The organism is Pseudomonas sp. GM17, from assembly GCF_000282175.2.
GTDB lineage: Bacteria > Pseudomonadota > Gammaproteobacteria > Pseudomonadales > Pseudomonadaceae > Aquipseudomonas > Aquipseudomonas chlororaphis.
Genome location: NZ_CP124732.1, coordinates 58,576 through 75,233, shown reverse-complemented (window position 1 = coordinate 75,233; position 16,658 = coordinate 58,576). Strand labels below are relative to the sequence as shown.

Genomic DNA, 16,658 nt, shown 5'->3' with positions numbered 1-16,658 from the left:
GCGGGCAAGCCTCGCTCCTACAGGTAGCGCTGTCCGTAGGAGCGAGGCTCGCCCGCGATAGCTCCTGTGGTTACAGCTCGATACTCATGCCGTCGTAAGCCACTTCAACGTTACGCCGCGCCAGCTCCGCGCGTTCGGCGGAATCCTCGTCGAGGATCGGGTTGGTGTTGTTGATGTGGATAAGAATCTTGCGCTGCTCTGGCAACTGTTCCAGCACTTCCAGCATGCCGCCGGGGCCGTTCTGCGCCAGGTGGCCCATTTCCCGCCCGGTCCGGGTGCCGACGCCGCGACGCTGCATCTCGTTGTCTTCCCACAGGGTGCCATCCACCAGCAGGCAGTCGCTGCCGCTCATGATTTCCAGCAGCGCCGCGTCGACCTTGCCCAGCCCCGGGGCGTAGAACAGCTTGCCGCCGGTGCGCAGGTCTTCGACGATCAGGCCGATGTTATCGCCCGGGTGCGGATCGAAGCGATGGGGCGAATAGGGCGGCGCGGCGCTGCGCAGCGGCAGCGGGCTGAAGCGCAGGTTCGGGCAGGCCGGGATGGTGAAGCTCCGGTCGAGTTCGATGCGGTTCCAGTCCAGCCCACCGTTCCAGTGGGTGAGCATGGTGAACAGCGGGAAACCGCTGCTGAGGTCTTCATGGACCATGTCGGTGCACCAGACCTGATGCGGGCAGCCTTCGCGCAGGCTGAGCAGGCCGGTGGTGTGGTCGATCTGGCTGTCCATCAGGATGATTGCGCTGATCCCGGTGTCGCGCAGGGCGCGGCCCGGTTGCATCGGGGCGAAGCCCTGGAGCTGGGCGCGGATGTCCGGCGAGGCGTTGCACAGGACCCAGTTCACGCCGTCATCGGAAATGGCGATCGACGATTGGGTGCGAGCCTTTGCCCGCAGGCTGCCGTCGCGAAAGCCCGCGCAGTTCGCGCAGTTGCAGTTCCACTGCGGAAAACCGCCACCGGCGGCGGAACCTAGAATCTGGACAAACATGGCCGCTCCATCAGGTTAAGGCTGAAAATAAAAACGCCCCGGCGAGCCGAGGCGTTGCACTGCACGAGCAATCAACGGCTGGCGAAGTACATGGTGACTTCAAAGCCGATACGCAGGTCGGTGTAAGCCGGTTTGGACCAGGACATAGAGGTGCTCCTTCAGGTGGGTGGGACGGTTGAGATCTATACATATAGTCCACCTCCAACCGGAGATGTTCAGATGCTTAGGGGGCTATCTTACTAAATTCCCTTCGGGGAATGACCGCAATTGTTGAAGAAAGCTCGTTGCAGCCAGGGTAACGATCATTTTCCCGCTTGCCAGGGTTCGCCCGGGCAGGCACCGCTGGCCAGGCAGCGCCAGCCGCCTTGCGCCTGCTGCAACTGTTCGGCCGCGAGCAACAGCTGTGGCCGGGGCGCCGCCATGATTTCCTGTTGCAATTGCTCCAGGTAATCCGACGGATGGCCGGCCAGTCGGCCCTGCCAGAGCAGCTCGGCCAGTTGTGCCACGGGCAATGCACGGGCATCGAACTGGGCGGCCAGGTTAGCTTTCAAGTCGTCCAGGGAGGCGTCATCCAGTGCCGCGATCAACTCGGGCAACTGCGCCAGGAACGCCCGGATATGCTCGAGGATCTCGTTCAGTGGGGCACTGGGCGACTGCACGCCGAACAGCAGGCCGGTCTGGCCATTGATCTGTCGCACACCGCTGAACACCGCATAGCCCAGTTGCAACTCGACCCGCAGGCGCTGATAGAACGGCATCTGGCCAAGCTGCCCCAGCAGCCGCCAGCTGGCTTCCTGCTGAAGGGTGGTGTCCGCTGCCGGGCAAAACAGCAGCAGGGCCTGCTCGCCGGAGCCGGTTGCGAGCTCATGCCAGTGCTGCTGCGCGGTTATCGAGGGTGGCGCAGAAAGCTGGCTGTCGGCGGTGCCTGGGGCTTTGCTCAATGCTGCGCCGATTGCGCTTTGGGCATGGGCCAGGCCGATGGCCAGGCCATCCCAGTGGGCGCCTTCCCACAGCGTTTGCCAGCCTTGTTCATCCAGTGGATGCGGTTCCTCGTAGGCGGGTATGTCCAGGCAGCGCTCGGGCAGTTCCTGGAGCAATTGGCGGATCGGCAACAGCGGCGTGGGAGTCGCCGGGGGCATCTGCCAGAATGCCGCGCCGGGTTCGCTCAGTTCCAGCAGAGCCTGCTGGAGCATGGCCGGAATCGGTTCGGGAAGACCCTTCAGCGTCAGCAAACACTGGTTACCCGAGACACCGAGGGACAGCTCGACGCCCGCCTGAAGTCCGTCGTCCCGCAGGTTGCGCAGGTGGTTTTGCAAGCGGCTGCGCAGTTCCTGCGGCAACACGCTTTGCAGACGCCAGCGCAAGTACAGGGCCGCCTCGCCAGCGTCGTCGGCGATGGCTTGGCTGAAGGTCACCGCCGAGGATTCGCGACGCTGCCGCAAGCGGTCCTGGGCGAAGGTGCGCAAGCCGCGGTGGGCGCTGGTTTGCCCGCGAATCAGGCCGGCCCGGGCGGTTGGCGCCGAGCTGCGCAGGAACGGATTGGGCGCAGGCAGTTGCCAGCCGATGCCGCTGGCTGCCGACGGGGCTTGAAGTTGCGACAGCAGGGCCTTGAGGACCGTGGCGCCGCGGTCGGACAGCTGCGGTTCCAACTGCTCGTTATTCAGTCTTGCCAACGCCAGTGCGCTGGCGACCTGGCGTTGGCGCTGTTGCAGCAGGGCATATTCATCACGCAATGCCGGCCAATCGTCCTGGCTGCTGAAAAACGCCAGCCAATCGAAGAGCAACTCACTCACCAGCTCCGGCTGTTGGGCGCCTTGCTCGGTCAAGTCGAACTGGATATGCAGCAGCGCCTGGCCGGCAAACTGATACAGCGGCGCGGCCTTCAACCCTTCGACCAGCTTGCGCTCCTTGAGCATGGCCAGCAGCCCGCCGGATTTGCCGCAGGCCAGCCAGGTGCAGAGAAAATCCAGCGCTTCACGGGCGGCCGTGGGCAGTTGCTCGCAGGCGAACAGCAGGTTCAGGTGGCGCCCGTCGAGCTGCTGATAATGCTGCGGTGCAGATGTCAGCAAGGGCACCGGGGCTGCTTGCGGTTGCGCTTTACCGACGGCGAGGACGGCGCCAAAACCCTGGGCTAGGGCTTTCAGCTCTTCCAGGGATTGGGGCCCGGCCAGGCTCAGGGACATTTGCCCGCTGTGGTAGTGAGCCTGATAGAAGGCCTGCAACGCCTGTTGAAACGCCGGGCGCGGTACGTTGAGGCTGTAGCGATTGCCGGCGTGGAACGCCCGCAGGGGATGCTCCGCGGACAGGCCGTCGAGCAAGGCCAATTGCCGTTGCGTCGCGGCATCCCGCGACCAGGCGATGAACTCCGCGTGCAGCACCTCGCGCTCGCGCAACTGGTCTTCCTGGCTCATGCGCGGGTGGGTGAGCATGTCGGCCAGGCGCTCCAGCCCGCCGACGAAATCCGCGAGGGGCAGTTCGAAGAAAAAGTCGGTGTGGCGTTCGCCGGTGCTGGCGTTCACCTGGCCGCCGTGGCGTTGCACATAGGCCATCAGGCCCTGTTGTGCGGGAAAACGCTCGGTGCCGAGAAACAGCAGGTGTTCGAGAAAGTGCGCCAGCCCGGGCCAGGCCAGCGGTACGTCGTGACTGCCGGCCGAGACCCGCAGGGTCGCCGCGCAGCGTTTCAATCGAGGGACGTGGTGCAGTGAAACCCGCAGGCCGTTGGCCAGGGTTTCCCGATGAGGCAGAGGGTGGTTCAGCGCGGGCATGAGCACTTCCAGAACAGTGAAGCGCCCATGCTAGCGGATAACCCCGGATCAGCGCTTGTTCAGGTCGTCGTAAAGCTCCGGGCGACGGTCATGGAAGTAGCGGTTGGCAGCGCGGGAATCGAGCATCAACTGGCGGTCCAGCGTGCCGGTTATCAGGGCTTCGTCCAGCCCGGCGAGGGCAATCCGCTGGCCGTCGGGGGCGGCGATGCTGCTTTGGCCACAGTAGTGGATCTCGTCTTCGTGGCCGCAGTAGTTGGCGTAGGCCACATAACATTGGTTTTCGAAGGCGCGCGAACGCACGGTGACATCGGCGATGAAGTCGTAGGGCAGCATGTTGGCGGTGGGCACCAGAATCAGCTCGGCCCCGGCCAGCGCCAGGCGCCTGGCGTTCTCCGGGAACTCGATGTCGTAGCAGATCAGGAAACCGAGCTTCCAGCCATTGAGTTCCACCAGGGGGAAATCGTCTGGACCTGCGCTGAACATCGAGCGGTCGAGATCGCCGAACAGGTGGGTCTTGCGGTAATTGCACAGGCGTTGGCCGTTGCGGTCGATCAGTTGCACGGCGTTGTAGATCTGGCCATCGTCGGCGCGTTCCGGGTAGCCATACAGGATCGCGATACCCGCCGACTGGGCGACATTGGCGATGTATTGCGCCGACGGGCCATCCTGGGCCTCGGCCAGGGCGCCCACCGCTTCTACGCCGATGTTGTAGCCGCTCAAGAACATCTCCGGCAGCACCAGCAGGTCGGCGCCGGAAGCTTCCACGGCGACTTTCTGCAGGCGTTGCAGGTTGCCGGCGACATCCAGCGGTTGTGGGGCACATTGATAAAGCGCTACACGCATGGCGATGACTCCTCTGTGCGCGGGACTGTCACTGTAGCCGTTGCCGCGGGCTGCTCAAAGGCCACGAGCGTTGCGCTCGATCGCCGCCTGCGGCAGCGGCTACAGGGTTTCAGTCGGCCAGGGCGATGGGGCCGATTTCGTGGAACACGTCGCCCGGTCCCGGGTTTTCGGCGTGGGTCTGCCCGTCGAAGTGCTTCATGATGCCCCAGACCGCGTTGAGCGAGGTCTGTACCGCGCCCTCGACCCAGGCCGGAGTCCAGGACACATCGTCGCCGGCGATGAAGATCCCGCGCTGCTCGGCGGGCAGGTCGTCCTGCATGAAGTGCGCGTACATGCGCTGGTTATAGCGGTAGTGGCCGGGCAGCGCGCCCTTGAACGCGCCGAGGAAGTGCGGATCGGCCTCCCAGGACACAGTGATCGGATCGCCGATGATGCGCCCGGCGATATCGACTTTCGGGTAGATCTTCTTCAGGGCGTCGAGGGCCAGCTTGACCCGTTTTTCCACTGGGTGCGGCAGCATCTTCAGGGCGTCGCTCATCCACGAATAGGACAGGCAGATGACCCCCGGCTTGTCGTCGCCGTTATCGAACAGGTAGGTGCCGCGAGTCAGGCGGTCGGTGAGGGTCATGCTCATCAGGTCGCGACCGGTTTCCGGGTCTTTGTCTTTCCAGAACGGCCGGTCGACCATGACGAAGGTCTTCGACGATTGCATGTAGCGGGTGCGGTCCAGGGCCATCCACATCTTCTGCGAGAACAGCGACTCTTCGCATTCGATCTGGGTGGTCAGCAGCCAGCTCTGGCAGGTGGTCAGCACTGCTGCGTATTCGCGGGTATCGCCCCAGTTGTCGGTGACGCTGAAGCGGCCATCGGCGGCCCGGGCGATACGTTTCACCCCGGGACGCGGTGCGCCATGGTGCAGCGAGCTGAGGCTGGTGCCTTGCGGCCAGTGAGCGCAGCGCTCCGGCACATGGCGCCAGATGCCCAGCGGCACCTGCTCGACACCGCCGACCACCAGGTGCTGGTGATCGTCGCAGTTGGTCATCACCACACGGAAGATTTCCAGCATCGAATTGGGGAAGTCCGAATCCCAGCCGCCGGTGCCGAAACCGACCTGGCCGAACACTTCGCGGTGATGGAACGACAGCTTGGCGAAGGCCTTCGAGGTGGCGACGAAGTCATAGAAGGTGCGGTCGTCCCACAGCGGCACCAGGGTGTTCCACAGTTCCTTGAGGCGCGGCACGTCGCGGTCGCGAATGGCCTGCTGGATTTCGCCGAAGCGCGAACCGTCTTCCAGGGCATCGGCCCAGGCGTCAGCCACTTCCTGGAACAGCGCCGGCAGGTCGGCGAGCTTCTGCGCGTAGTGAGTCTGGCCTTCGAGGTCGATCACCGTGCTGCCGGAAGCCGGGGTCAGCGGGTTGGGAAAGGGTTTGGTCTCCAGACCCAGCTTGTCGACGTAGTGATAGAAGGCCGTGGAGGACACCGGAAAGCGCATGCCACCCAGTTCGGCAATGATCCCTTCGGCGCCTTCGAACGCCTGGGAGCGCAGCCGGCCGCCCATTTTCGAGGCTTCGTACACCACGGGCTTGAGGCCCAGCTTCATCAGCTCGTAGGCCGCCACCAGCCCGGCGATACCGGCACCGACAATCGCCACTTCGGCGCCATGGTTGGCTTCGGGAATGCTGCCCAGGCCGGCGGGGTGCTCGATCCAGTCGTCGAAGGCGAACGGGAAGTCCGGGCCGAAAATGGTGATGGGTTTCTTACCGTCTGCAGGATGGCGATTGTTCTTGTTCATGGCTGACCTTGCTGGCGACTCGAGCAGAGCGCTGAGTATAGGAAAAGATGGCAGCCATTCTAGGGAGCGTTGCGCACGTTAATAAGACGCAAAGTGTCGTCGTTTTGGATGATCTTATTTCAATCTGACGATGTTTTTTAACTAACTGACGAAAGATTCTCTGTAGCCGCTGCCGAAGGCTGCGATCGAGCGCGAAGCGCTCGCAAAACAGCAGGATACCGTGCCTGGAAAAACCTTCAGACGGGCTGCCCACGGTCGATCTTGCTGCTGAGAATGATCGAGGTGGTGGTCTTTTCCACACCGTCGACGCTGCCGATCTGGTCAAGCAACTGGTCCAGCTGTTCCGGTGAATCGGTGCGCAGCCAGGCGACATAGTCAAATTCTCCACTGACCGCGCAGAGCTGCTGGACCTGGGCCATGGCGCTCAGGCGCCGCAGGACCTCCTTGCCGGAACGCGGCTGCACCTTGATCCCGACGTAGGCCTGCAAGCCGCCATCGATGACCCGCTGACCCAGGCGCACGCCATAACCGGTAATCACCCGCGCCTTTTCCAGCCGCGCCAGGCGCGAGGTCACGGTGGTACGGGCGATCCCCAACTGCCGGGCGAGCATGGCCACGCTTTCGCGGGCATTGATCTGCAGGGCCGCGATCAGTTGGCGGTCGATTTCGTCGAGGACGGGAGGGCGGCTGTCAGACAAGGTGAACTCCGGCGCGGGCAACGGTGGCCGAGCATGTTACAGGCTCGCTCCAGGCGATGCTTGCGGCATGGCGTCAGTTGTATTGGCTGCCGGCCCTGTTGTGACGGCCAGGCTCAACAGCGCGGATGACATTTTTTGCCACGAATTGCCTGCGACAAGTTGTCATAAGTAACTGGTTAGTACATTCTTGCGCCACGTAAAGAATGGGAGAAATTTCCGACATGAATAATTCTGGGGCTGCCACCGGCGGCAAATGGCTGCTGGGGGCGCTGGGTTTGCTGATCGCATTGATCGGCCTGGGGCTGGCCGGCGGGGGCGGGTACCTGGTCAGTCTGGGCGGCAGCTGGTTCTTCCTGCTGATGGGCCTGGCGATGATCGTTTCTGGGCTGCTGATCGCCCGGCGTAACCCGCGTGGCGCCTGGCTGTATGGAGGGGCGCTGGTGCTCACGGCGATCTGGGCGGTCTGGGATGCCGGGCTGGAGTACTGGCCGCTGGTTTCGCGGGTGCTGACCTTCGCCGTTATCGGCCTGGTGGTGGCGCTGATCTACCCGACCCTGGTGCGTGCTTCGGGAGCGACCGCTGGGCGTGGCGCTTATGGCCTGGCCGGCGTGCTGGGCATTGGTGTCGTGGCGACCCTGGCCTACATGTTTGTGCCGACCCACGTGGTCAAGGCCAGCAGCGAGCCGGCGATCAAGCCTGTGGCTCCAGGTACCGAGCAGAAAGACTGGGCCCATTGGGGCAACACCACCGCCGGCAATCGTTTTGCCGCGCTGGACCAGATCAACAAGGGCAACATCGACCAGTTGCAGGTGGCCTGGACTTTCCGCACCGGCGACATTCCGCAAAGCACCGGCGCGGGCGCCGAAGACCAGAACACACCGCTGCAGATCGGTGACACGGTCTATACCTGCACCGCCTACGGCAAGGTGTTCGCCCTGGACGCCGACACCGGCGCCGAACGCTGGAAGTTCGATCCGCAAGGCTCGGCGCCTAACTGGCAGCGGTGCCGCGGCCTGGGTTACTTCGATGCTTCCGCCGAGCCTGGCGCCGAGGCAGCGGCCGCTCCGGCCGCCTGCACCAAGCGTTTGTTCCTGCCGACCGGCGATGCGCGCCTGATCGCGATCAACGCGCAAACCGGCAAGCCGTGCGAAGACTTCGGCGACAAAGGCACGGTCGACCTGAAAACCGACATGGGCGAAGTGAAGCCTGGCTACTACCAGCAGACCTCGACCCCGCTGGTGGCCGGCAATGTGGTCATCGTCGGCGGCCGGGTGGCGGACAACTATTCTATCGGCGAGCCGCCGGGCGTGGTCCGCGCCTTCGACGTGCGCAGCGGCGAACTGGTGTGGGCCTGGGACCCGGGTAACCCGAACACCACCAAGCGTCCACCAGCAGGCGAGACCTATACCCGTGGCACGCCGAACGTCTGGTCGGCCATGTCCTATGACGCCAAGCTCGGTCTGGTCTATCTGCCGACCGGCAATGCCACGCCAGACTTCTTCGCCGGCCAGCGCACGGAGTTCGACGACAAGTGGAGTTCGTCCATCGTCGCCCTGGATGTGAAGACCGGTCAGGTGCGCTGGCACTTCCAGACCACTCACCACGACCTGTGGGACTTCGACCTGCCGGCGCAGCCGCTGCTGTACGACGTGCCGGACGACAAGGGCGGGGTGCAGCCGGCGCTGGCACAGGTCACCAAGCAGGGTGAGATCTTCCTGCTCAATCGCGAAACCGGCGTGCCTATCGCCCGGGTGGAAGAGCGTCCGGTGCCGCAGGGCAATATGCCGGGCGAACGCTACTCGCCAACCCAGCCGTTCTCGGTGGAGATGCCGTCGATCGGCAACCAGACCCTGACCGAGTCGGACATGTGGGGTGCCACGCCATTTGACCAGTTGATGTGCCGTATCCAGTTCAAGGGCATGCGCCATGAAGGCGTCTACACCCCGCCGGGCCTGGATTATGCCTTGCAGTTCCCGGGCTCCCTGGGCGGCATGAACTGGGGCAGCGTGTCGGTGGACCCGAACAGCAACTATATGTTCGTCAACGACATGCGCCTGGGCCTGGCCAACTACATGATCCCGCGGGCGAAGATCGCGGCCGGGGCCAGCGGTATCGAAATGGGCGTGGTACCCCAGGACGGCACGCCGTTTGGGGCGATGCGCCAGCGTTTCCTCTCGCCTGCCGGTATTCCGTGCCAGAAGCCACCGTTCGGCACCATGTCGGCCATCGACCTGAAAACCAGAAAGCTGGTGTGGCAGGTGCCGGTCGGTACCGTGCAGGACACCGGTCCCCTGGGCATTCGCATGCACATGCCAATCCCGATCGGCATGCCGACCCTGGGGGCGTCCCTGGCAACCCAGTCCGGCCTGTTGTTCTTCGCCGGCACCCAGGATTTCTACCTGCGCGCCTTCGATACCGGCAACGGCAACGAAATCTGGAAAGCCCGCCTGCCGGTGGGCAGCCAGTCGGGGCCGATGACCTACGTTTCGCCCAAGACCGGTCGGCAGTACATCCTGCTGACCGCGGGCGGCGCGCGTCAGTCGCCGGACCGTGGGGACTATGTGATCGCTTATGCATTGCCCGAATAACGGCTGATCCTGGCCTTACAGAAAAACCGCGCAAGGCGCGGTTTTTTTGTGGGCGAATACAATCCGTCCGAGCATGGAGTGCTCAGCGATTAACCAGCTTGTCGAGTTCGTCGAGACTGATTTTGGGAATGATCGAAGTAGGGATGCTCGACATGGGGGACAGGTTGTAGACCGAAAAATCCTTGCCCATGACCTTATCCGACATCAGTTTCAAGGATGGCAGGATCCGCGATTGCAGGTGCTGGTCCAGGCCGCAGGGCGACTTGAAGGTATCTAGCGTTTCATAAAAACGCCCTTGGGCAGGATTCAGGTCGACGCCCACCAGGATCGCCGTATTGAAGCCGGCGTGATAGGCGAGTTGCAGTGCCAGATAAGCCACCGTGCGGGCGTCGAAGAAACCCAGTTCGAGATTCTTGCTGAAGCCGATGGTCCGGCTCCTGTTACCCCAGAGCAGGGGAGGGCGAACCAGATCGCGGTTGCTCCTGAGCAATCGCTGCATCCAGGTCTGTCGTGGCGCCTTCTTCAGCAGAAACAGCTCGCCGCGAGGCTGGATCGGAATCGTGCGGGCATGTTCTTCCCAGAGCGCCACGCGCTGACTGACAGCCATTGCCTGGACGAAGAGCTCAGGTTGCTGGAGGGAGAAGCTGGTGTCGGTGCAGGCATAAAAAAAGGGCTGTATGCCGGTGCCGCGGAACATCGAGATGGCCCCGTTCATGGTGATCATCGGGATGTTCGAGAAGGCTTCGATAGGGAAGTCCTTTGCCGAACTACCGGATGCAATGATGAAAACAGGGCCTTGCTGAATATTTCGGCAACGTGCAAAACCCGTTGCCCGGCCAGGCGAAGGCGCCGTAGATACTACTTCCATGTGTTGTGTCCGAATCATCAGGCCACTCTGATTATTATGGGGTGGCTTAAGTGGTGCATCACGCCGGGGAAAGGACAGGCTCTCCCCCATTGATAGAAGTGCAGTCTAGGACCAAACAAAGGCCATGCACGACTTCCGAACGGTTATGACCGTCGCGTTTTTTAATAGTTGTGCGGTAAGGCTGATTTCTTGGAAAAAACGATCGGGCGTTTTGCCGGCCTGGCGGCCGAATGGAGGGATTTGCAGCGCGTTGAATACGCGAAAGCCGCGCAATGCGCGGCTTTCAATGTGGTGGGCCCACACGGACTCGAACCGTGGACCAAAGGATTATGAGTCCTCTGCTCTAACCGACTGAGCTATAGGCCCTCAGTAGGCCGCGGATTATAGCGACGGTTTCTCGGCTGTGCTATCCGAAAAATCCGAAACGGGAAGGCGCAGAAAGGTTGCGGCGAATTCGTCGGCGCTTAGCGGCAGGCTGATGATGTAGCCCTGGATCTGTTCGCAGCCTTCGTTCCCGAGGAATACCTGCTGGTCATGGGTTTCCACGCCTTCGGCGATCACGGTGAATTGCATGCTGCGGCCCAGGGCGATGATGGCCCGCACGATCGCCACATCGTGGGGGTCGTCGGGCAGGCCGCGGACGAAAGATTGATCGATTTTCAGGAAATCCAGCGGCAGGCGCTTGAGGTAGCTCAGGGACGAGTAGCCGGTACCGAAATCGTCGATGGCCAGCTGGACGCCCAGGCGCTTGAGCTGGTGCAGGACCGCCAGGGCTTCCTCGGCCTGGCTCATGATGAAGTTTTCGGTAATTTCCAGTTGCAGGAAGCCGGGTTTGAGGCGGTTGTCTTTCAGCAGTTGTTCAATCCGCCCCAGCAGGTTCGGCTGGCGCAACTGGGCGCCGGCGAGGTTGACCGAGAGCGGGCCGAAGCTGTCGTAGCGCTCGTTCCACTTGCGCAACTGTTGGCAGGCGTGTTCCAGCACCCAGTCGCCGATCTGCAGGATCATGCCGTTCTCTTCGGCCAGGGGGATGAAGTGTTCGGGTGGGACATCGCCGAAGGTCGGGTGATGCCAGCGAATCAGGGCTTCGGCGCCCACCAGCTCCTGGTCGCCCAGCCTGATCTTGGGTTGATAGTAGAGATACAGCTCGTTGCGTTCGATGGCCCGCCGCAGTTCATGTTCCAGGGCCACGCGCTCGCTGGCCTGGGCGGTCAGGTCGCGGGTATAGCTTTCGACCCGGTTGCGGCCCTTGGCCTTGGAGCGGTACATGGCGGCGTCGGCATTCTTGACCAGGGTGGCCACGTCGCAACCATCCTTGGGGTAGAGGCTGGTACCGATGCTGGCACTGATGAAGAACTCGTGCTCGCCGGCCTGGAACGGCGCGGTGAAGCAGTTCAGCAGCTTGTTGGCGATGTGCTCGGCATCGCTGGGCTGCTGCAGCCCGGGTAGCAGGATGATGAACTCGTCGCCACCCAGGCGGGCCACGGTGTCGATATCCCGCAGTTGTTCTTTCAGGCGCACGGCAATGCCCCTGAGCAGCAGGTCGCCGACCGGGTGGCCGAGGCTGTCGTTGATGTGCTTGAAGCGGTCCAGGTCGAGAAACAGCACGGCGCCCTGGCCACCATTCTCCTGCTGGTTGTTGAGGGCAGTCAGCAGGCGGCTTTCGAACAGGGTACGGTTCGGCAGGCCGGTCAGCGGATCATGGTGCGCCTGGTAATCGAGCTTGGCCTGGGCGTGCTTGAGGCTGGAGATATCGGCGAATACCGCGACGAAGTGGGTGATGAACCGGTCTTTGTTGCGCACCGCGCTGATGGTCAGCCAGCTGGGGTACAGCTCGCCATTTTTGCGTCGATTGCAGATTTCCCCTTGCCAATGACCTTCGGCGGTCAGTTGGTGCCACATGGCGGCGTAAAAGGCGCTGTCATGCAGGCCGGAAGCCAGCAGGCGCGGGGTGTGGCCCAGGGCTTCGGTTTCGCTGTAGCCGGTGATTTCGGTGAACGCCCGATTGACTGCGCTGATGTGCTGCTGGGTGTCGGTGATCAGTACGCCTTCAGCGGTGCTTTCGAACACGGTGGCGGCCTGTTGCAGCTTCTCCTGCATCAGGTGGCGCTCGGTGATGTCGCGGGCGATGGTCAGCATGCAGTCTTCGTCGCCGATCGGTAGCGGCCGGCTCGAGAGCTCGCAGAGGCGGATCTGACCGTCATTGCGGCGAATATGGCAGCTGAAGTCGCGCACGAAGCCATCCCGTTGCATCAGGTCGAGCATCTGCCGGCGCTCGTTGAGGTTGACCCAGATGCCCAGCTCCAGCGTGGAACGGTCGACGGACATGGCGCTATTGAAGCCGGTGATACGACTGAACCCTTCGTTGACCTCTATCAGCAAGCCATCGCGCTGGCGGCTTAGCAGCAGGCCGTCCGGCGAGGCGTGAAAAGCCTTGGCGAACTTCTCTTCTGAGGTTTGCAGCTGCTGTTGGGTTTCCTTCAACTGGCTGATGTCGCGAACCACCACGACCAGGGCGGGCGTAGTGTCGAGGTCGAAGGGTTCGGCGGAGATCAGCCCGGTGAACAGCTGGCCGTTGCTGCGCCGAAAGGGCATTTCCAGGTTACGGATACTGCCGGCCTGCAAGCGTTGCAGCAGCCCCGGGCCGACGCCCTGAATACCCCAGATATTCAGCTCGGTGGCCGTCTGGCCCACGACTTGCGAGGCACTCAGGCCGATCTGTTCTTCGAACGCCTCATTGACCTCCAGCAGGCAGCCATCCGACAGGCGGGCAATGACCAGGATGTCAGGGCACTGTTGGAAGACCGAGGCGAATTTCTGTTCCGAGAGCTGCAGCGCCTCTTCGGTGCGTTTTGTCTCGCTGATGTCGATCATCAGGCCGCGCATGATCGGTTCATGCCCATGCTCGATCAGGCTGACGATGTCGCGAACCCACAGGCAGCGGCCATCAGCGGTGATCACTCGGTAATCCAGGCTGTGATCGCGCCCGGCCAGGACTTCGTGGTCGCAGAAGTGCTGGGCGCGCGTCAGGTCGGCGGGGTGGATGATGTTTCTCCAGAACCCGGGAATCAGCCAGTGCGAAAGGGGATAACCCAGCAATTGCTCGGCATGGGGCGACACGTAGCTGTAGGTGAAGTCGCTGATGCGCGCTTCCCAGGCGATTGCCGACAGGCTTTCGACCAGGCCGCGGTAATGGTATTCGCTGCTGCGCAGCTCCTGTTCCAGGGCCACGCGCCTCGCGATCTCGGAGCTCAGCCGGCGATTGATGCGGATCACTGCCGCCAGAATGGCAAACAGCAGGAGCAGCCCTGGCAGGCCATAGAACAGCAGGTCCGACCAGAACGAACGATGGTCGAGCACATTGCCCACCCAGCGCTGCTGGATCTCGTTGACCTCCGCCGGGCTTATGTCAGCCAGCACCTTGTCGAGAATGCCTACCAGTATCTTGCTGTCGCGGGGGACGCCCATGGCCAGCTGATAGCGGTAGGGCGTCTCGCCGCTGACATAGAGCCCGTCGAGCTTCAACTGCCGCAGGCTCCAGACACTGGAAGCCAGGTCGCCGACCACGGCATCGACCTGATTGAGGGCCAGCGCCTGCAAGGCCGAACTCACATTGGGCAGGGCGACCAGATTCAGGTCGGGATGGTGGGTGCGCAGCAGTTCATGGGGGGCGTAATTCTCCACGACGGCGATCTTCAGGCCGTACAGGTCCTGGAGCTTGCGAGGTTGCGCGCCGCCTTTATGGGCCAGGATCACGATGGGGAAATCGAGGTACGGACGGGTGAAGGCCAGATAGTTTTGCCGTTCCGGGGTCGACATGATGCCTGGCAGCAGGTCCAGCTTGCCCTTTTTCGCGGCCTCGAGCACTTCGCTCCAGCTGGCGGGTTCTATCGGCTTGAGCGTGATTGCCAGGCGATCCTGGATCAGATGGATATAGTCCGCCGCCAGGCCCTGGTAGCGCCCTTCCTCATCGCGATATTCGAAGGGCGGCCACGAAGCGTCGACGCCCAGGCGCAATTCCGGATGGGCGGAAAGCCAGCCACGTTCTTCATCGGTGAGCGTCAGTGCGCCAGCCGTTGCGGTCCAGGCGAGCAGCGACAGCACCAGCACGGTCGGCAGTCTGGGCATAACGGTCTCGTTATGACACGGGGAATGTTTCGAGTGTAGACGGGCAATCCGGAGGGAGTGAGGCGCGGGGAGTTTTAAGCTGCACAAAACAAGACCCCCAGCAGGGCTGGGGGTCTTGGTATTACTCGTCGAGGAAGGAGCGCAGGTGCTCGCTTCTCGTCGGGTGGCGCAGCTTGCGCAGCGCCTTGGCTTCGATCTGGCGAATCCGCTCACGGGTAACGTCGAACTGCTTACCGACTTCCTCGAGGGTGTGGTCGGTATTCATGTCGATGCCGAAGCGCATGCGCAGTACCTTGGCTTCACGGGCAGTGAGGCCGGAGAGTACTTCGCGAGTCGCTTCCTTGAGGCTCTCAACGGTGGCGACATCGATTGGCGACTGCATGGTCGAGTCTTCGATGAAGTCACCCAGATGGGAGTCTTCGTCATCACCGATCGGGGTTTCCATGGAGATCGGCTCTTTAGCGATCTTCAATACCTTGCGGATCTTGTCCTCAGGCATTTCCATGCGTTCGCCCAGCTCTTCCGGGGTCGGTTCGCGACCCATTTCCTGCAGCATCTGCCGGGAAATACGGTTGAGCTTGTTGATCGTCTCGATCATGTGCACCGGAATACGGATGGTGCGTGCCTGGTCGGCGATCGAGCGAGTGATCGCCTGACGGATCCACCAGGTGGCATAAGTCGAGAACTTGTAGCCGCGACGGTATTCGAACTTGTCTACCGCTTTCATCAAGCCGATGTTGCCTTCCTGGATCAGGTCGAGGAACTGCAGGCCACGGTTGGTGTACTTCTTGGCGATGGAGATCACCAGACGCAAGTTGGCTTCGACCATCTCTTTCTTCGCGCGACGGGCCTTGGCCTCGCCGATCGACATGCGACGGTTGATGTCCTTGATCTCGGCGATCGTCAGGCCGGTCTCGGTCTCGAGCGCGGTCAGCTTCTGCTGGCAACGGATGATGTCCGGTTGCAGGCGACCGATGGCTTCGGCGTACTTGGCCTTGCCTTTGGCCAGTGCGTCGGACCAGCTTTCGTCCACTTCATTGCCAGGGAACTGGCGCAGGAAGTCGGCGCGTGGCATGCGAGCATCACGAACACAGAGCTGCATGATCGCGCGCTCTTGCTGACGCAGGCGATCCAGGGCACTACGAACGCGTTCAACCAGGCCTTCGAATTGCTTCGGAACCAGTTTGATCGGCATGAACAGTTCAGCCAGGGCCAGCATTTCAGCCAGGGCTTGCTTGTGTTCACGACCGTGCTTTTTCAGCGCCTTGCGGGTGATTTCCATCTGGTCGGCAACGGCGCCAAAGCGCTGGGCTGCGATGACCGGATCCGGACCGCTTTCGGCTTCTTCTTCGTCATCACTGGCTTCGGCGTCATCGTCGTCGGTGTCGTCGTCCGCTTTCGCGGCCTTGGCATCGACAGGCGGTGGTACTTCGGCGGCAGGCGGCGCGATGCCGTCGTCCGGGTCGATGTAACCGCTCAGGACGTCGGACAGGCGACCACCTTCGGTGGTGACGCGAGTGTATTCGGAGAGGATGTGCTCAACCGTGCCAGGGAAGTGCGCAATCGCGCCCATCACTTCACGGATGCCCTCTTCGATACGCTTGGCGATTTCGATTTCGCCTTCACGTGTGAGCAGCTCTACCGTACCCATTTCGCGCATGTACATACGCACTGGGTCGGTAGTGCGACCAATGTCGGTTTCCACTGCCGCCAACGCTGCGGCGGCTTCTTCAGCTGCTGCTTCGTCGGTATCGGCTTCGGCCAACAAAAGGGCATCCGCATCCGGAGCACTCTCGAATACGTTGATCCCCATGTCGTTGATCATGCGGATGATGTCTTCCACCTGTTCCGGATCTGAAATATCCTCCGGCAGGTGGTCGTTGACCTCCGCGTAAGTCAGGTAACCCTGCTCACGACCACGGCTGATCAACTCTTTGAGGCGAGACTGCTGTTGCGCTTTTCCGGACATAACACCCTATCCACTGAAGGTCTTGGCG

General features: G+C 62.4%; 10 protein-coding genes and 1 tRNA gene. 1 reads left to right on the top strand and 10 read right to left on the bottom strand.

What is annotated here, in order from left to right; genetic code table 11:
• Positions 1-70: 70 nt before the first annotated feature.
• From pqqB to PMI20_RS00300, 6 genes are all read right to left on the bottom strand, one after another.
• Complete coding sequence (pqqB, locus tag PMI20_RS00325) at positions 71-982, bottom strand: pyrroloquinoline quinone biosynthesis protein PqqB (protein WP_007926093.1); 912 nt, start codon at positions 980-982, stop codon at positions 71-73.
• A gap of 71 nt (positions 983-1,053) precedes the next feature.
• A complete protein-coding gene (pqqA, locus tag PMI20_RS00320) occupies positions 1,054-1,128 on the bottom strand; it encodes a pyrroloquinoline quinone precursor peptide PqqA (RefSeq protein WP_009045898.1) in 75 nt (24 codons plus the stop codon).
• Positions 1,129-1,284: 156 nt separating this feature from the next.
• Positions 1,285-3,747: a pyrroloquinoline quinone biosynthesis protein PqqF gene (gene pqqF, locus PMI20_RS00315; RefSeq protein WP_007926095.1), complete on the bottom strand. Its 2,463-nt coding sequence runs from the start codon at positions 3,745-3,747 to the stop codon at positions 1,285-1,287.
• A 48-nt stretch (positions 3,748-3,795) separates the two neighbouring features.
• Entirely contained in the window at positions 3,796-4,590 is a 795-nt protein-coding gene (locus tag PMI20_RS00310) for a carbon-nitrogen hydrolase family protein (protein ID WP_007926096.1), read from the bottom strand.
• A 109-nt stretch (positions 4,591-4,699) separates the two neighbouring features.
• Positions 4,700-6,382, bottom strand: coding sequence for a flavin monoamine oxidase family protein (locus PMI20_RS00305; protein ID WP_007926097.1), 1,683 nt, complete (start codon positions 6,380-6,382; stop codon positions 4,700-4,702).
• 236 nt (positions 6,383-6,618) lie between these two features.
• A complete protein-coding gene (locus tag PMI20_RS00300) occupies positions 6,619-7,080 on the bottom strand; it encodes an Lrp/AsnC family transcriptional regulator (RefSeq protein WP_007926099.1) in 462 nt (153 codons plus the stop codon).
• Positions 7,081-7,301: 221 nt separating this feature from the next.
• On the opposite strand from PMI20_RS00300, the gene PMI20_RS00295 reads away from it, so the two are divergent.
• Positions 7,302-9,668 carry a glucose/quinate/shikimate family membrane-bound PQQ-dependent dehydrogenase gene (locus PMI20_RS00295; protein ID WP_007926101.1) on the top strand — a complete coding sequence of 789 codons (2,367 nt, stop codon included), beginning with the start codon at positions 7,302-7,304 and terminating at the stop codon, positions 9,666-9,668.
• Between the two features lie 82 nt (positions 9,669-9,750).
• Here PMI20_RS00295 and PMI20_RS00290 read toward each other — a convergent pair whose 3' ends face one another.
• The 4 genes from PMI20_RS00290 to rpoD all read right to left on the bottom strand — a co-directional run bounded on the left by PMI20_RS00290 (position 9,751) and on the right by rpoD (position 16,630).
• A complete protein-coding gene (locus PMI20_RS00290) occupies positions 9,751-10,536 on the bottom strand; it encodes a WaaZ-like lipopolysaccharide core biosynthesis protein (RefSeq protein WP_238543430.1) in 786 nt (261 codons plus the stop codon).
• A gap of 289 nt (positions 10,537-10,825) precedes the next feature.
• Positions 10,826-10,902: transfer RNA gene (locus tag PMI20_RS00285), tRNA-Ile, on the bottom strand.
• 15 nt (positions 10,903-10,917) lie between these two features.
• Positions 10,918-14,661, bottom strand: a complete 3,744-nt coding sequence (locus PMI20_RS00280) for a bifunctional diguanylate cyclase/phosphodiesterase (protein ID WP_007926104.1) — start codon at positions 14,659-14,661, stop codon at positions 10,918-10,920.
• Positions 14,662-14,782: 121 nt separating this feature from the next.
• The gene (gene rpoD, locus PMI20_RS00275) at positions 14,783-16,630 is read right to left on the bottom strand and encodes an RNA polymerase sigma factor RpoD (RefSeq protein WP_007926106.1); all 1,848 of its coding nucleotides are present in this window, start codon (positions 16,628-16,630) and stop codon (positions 14,783-14,785) included.
• Between the last annotated feature and the right edge of the window lie 28 nt (positions 16,631-16,658).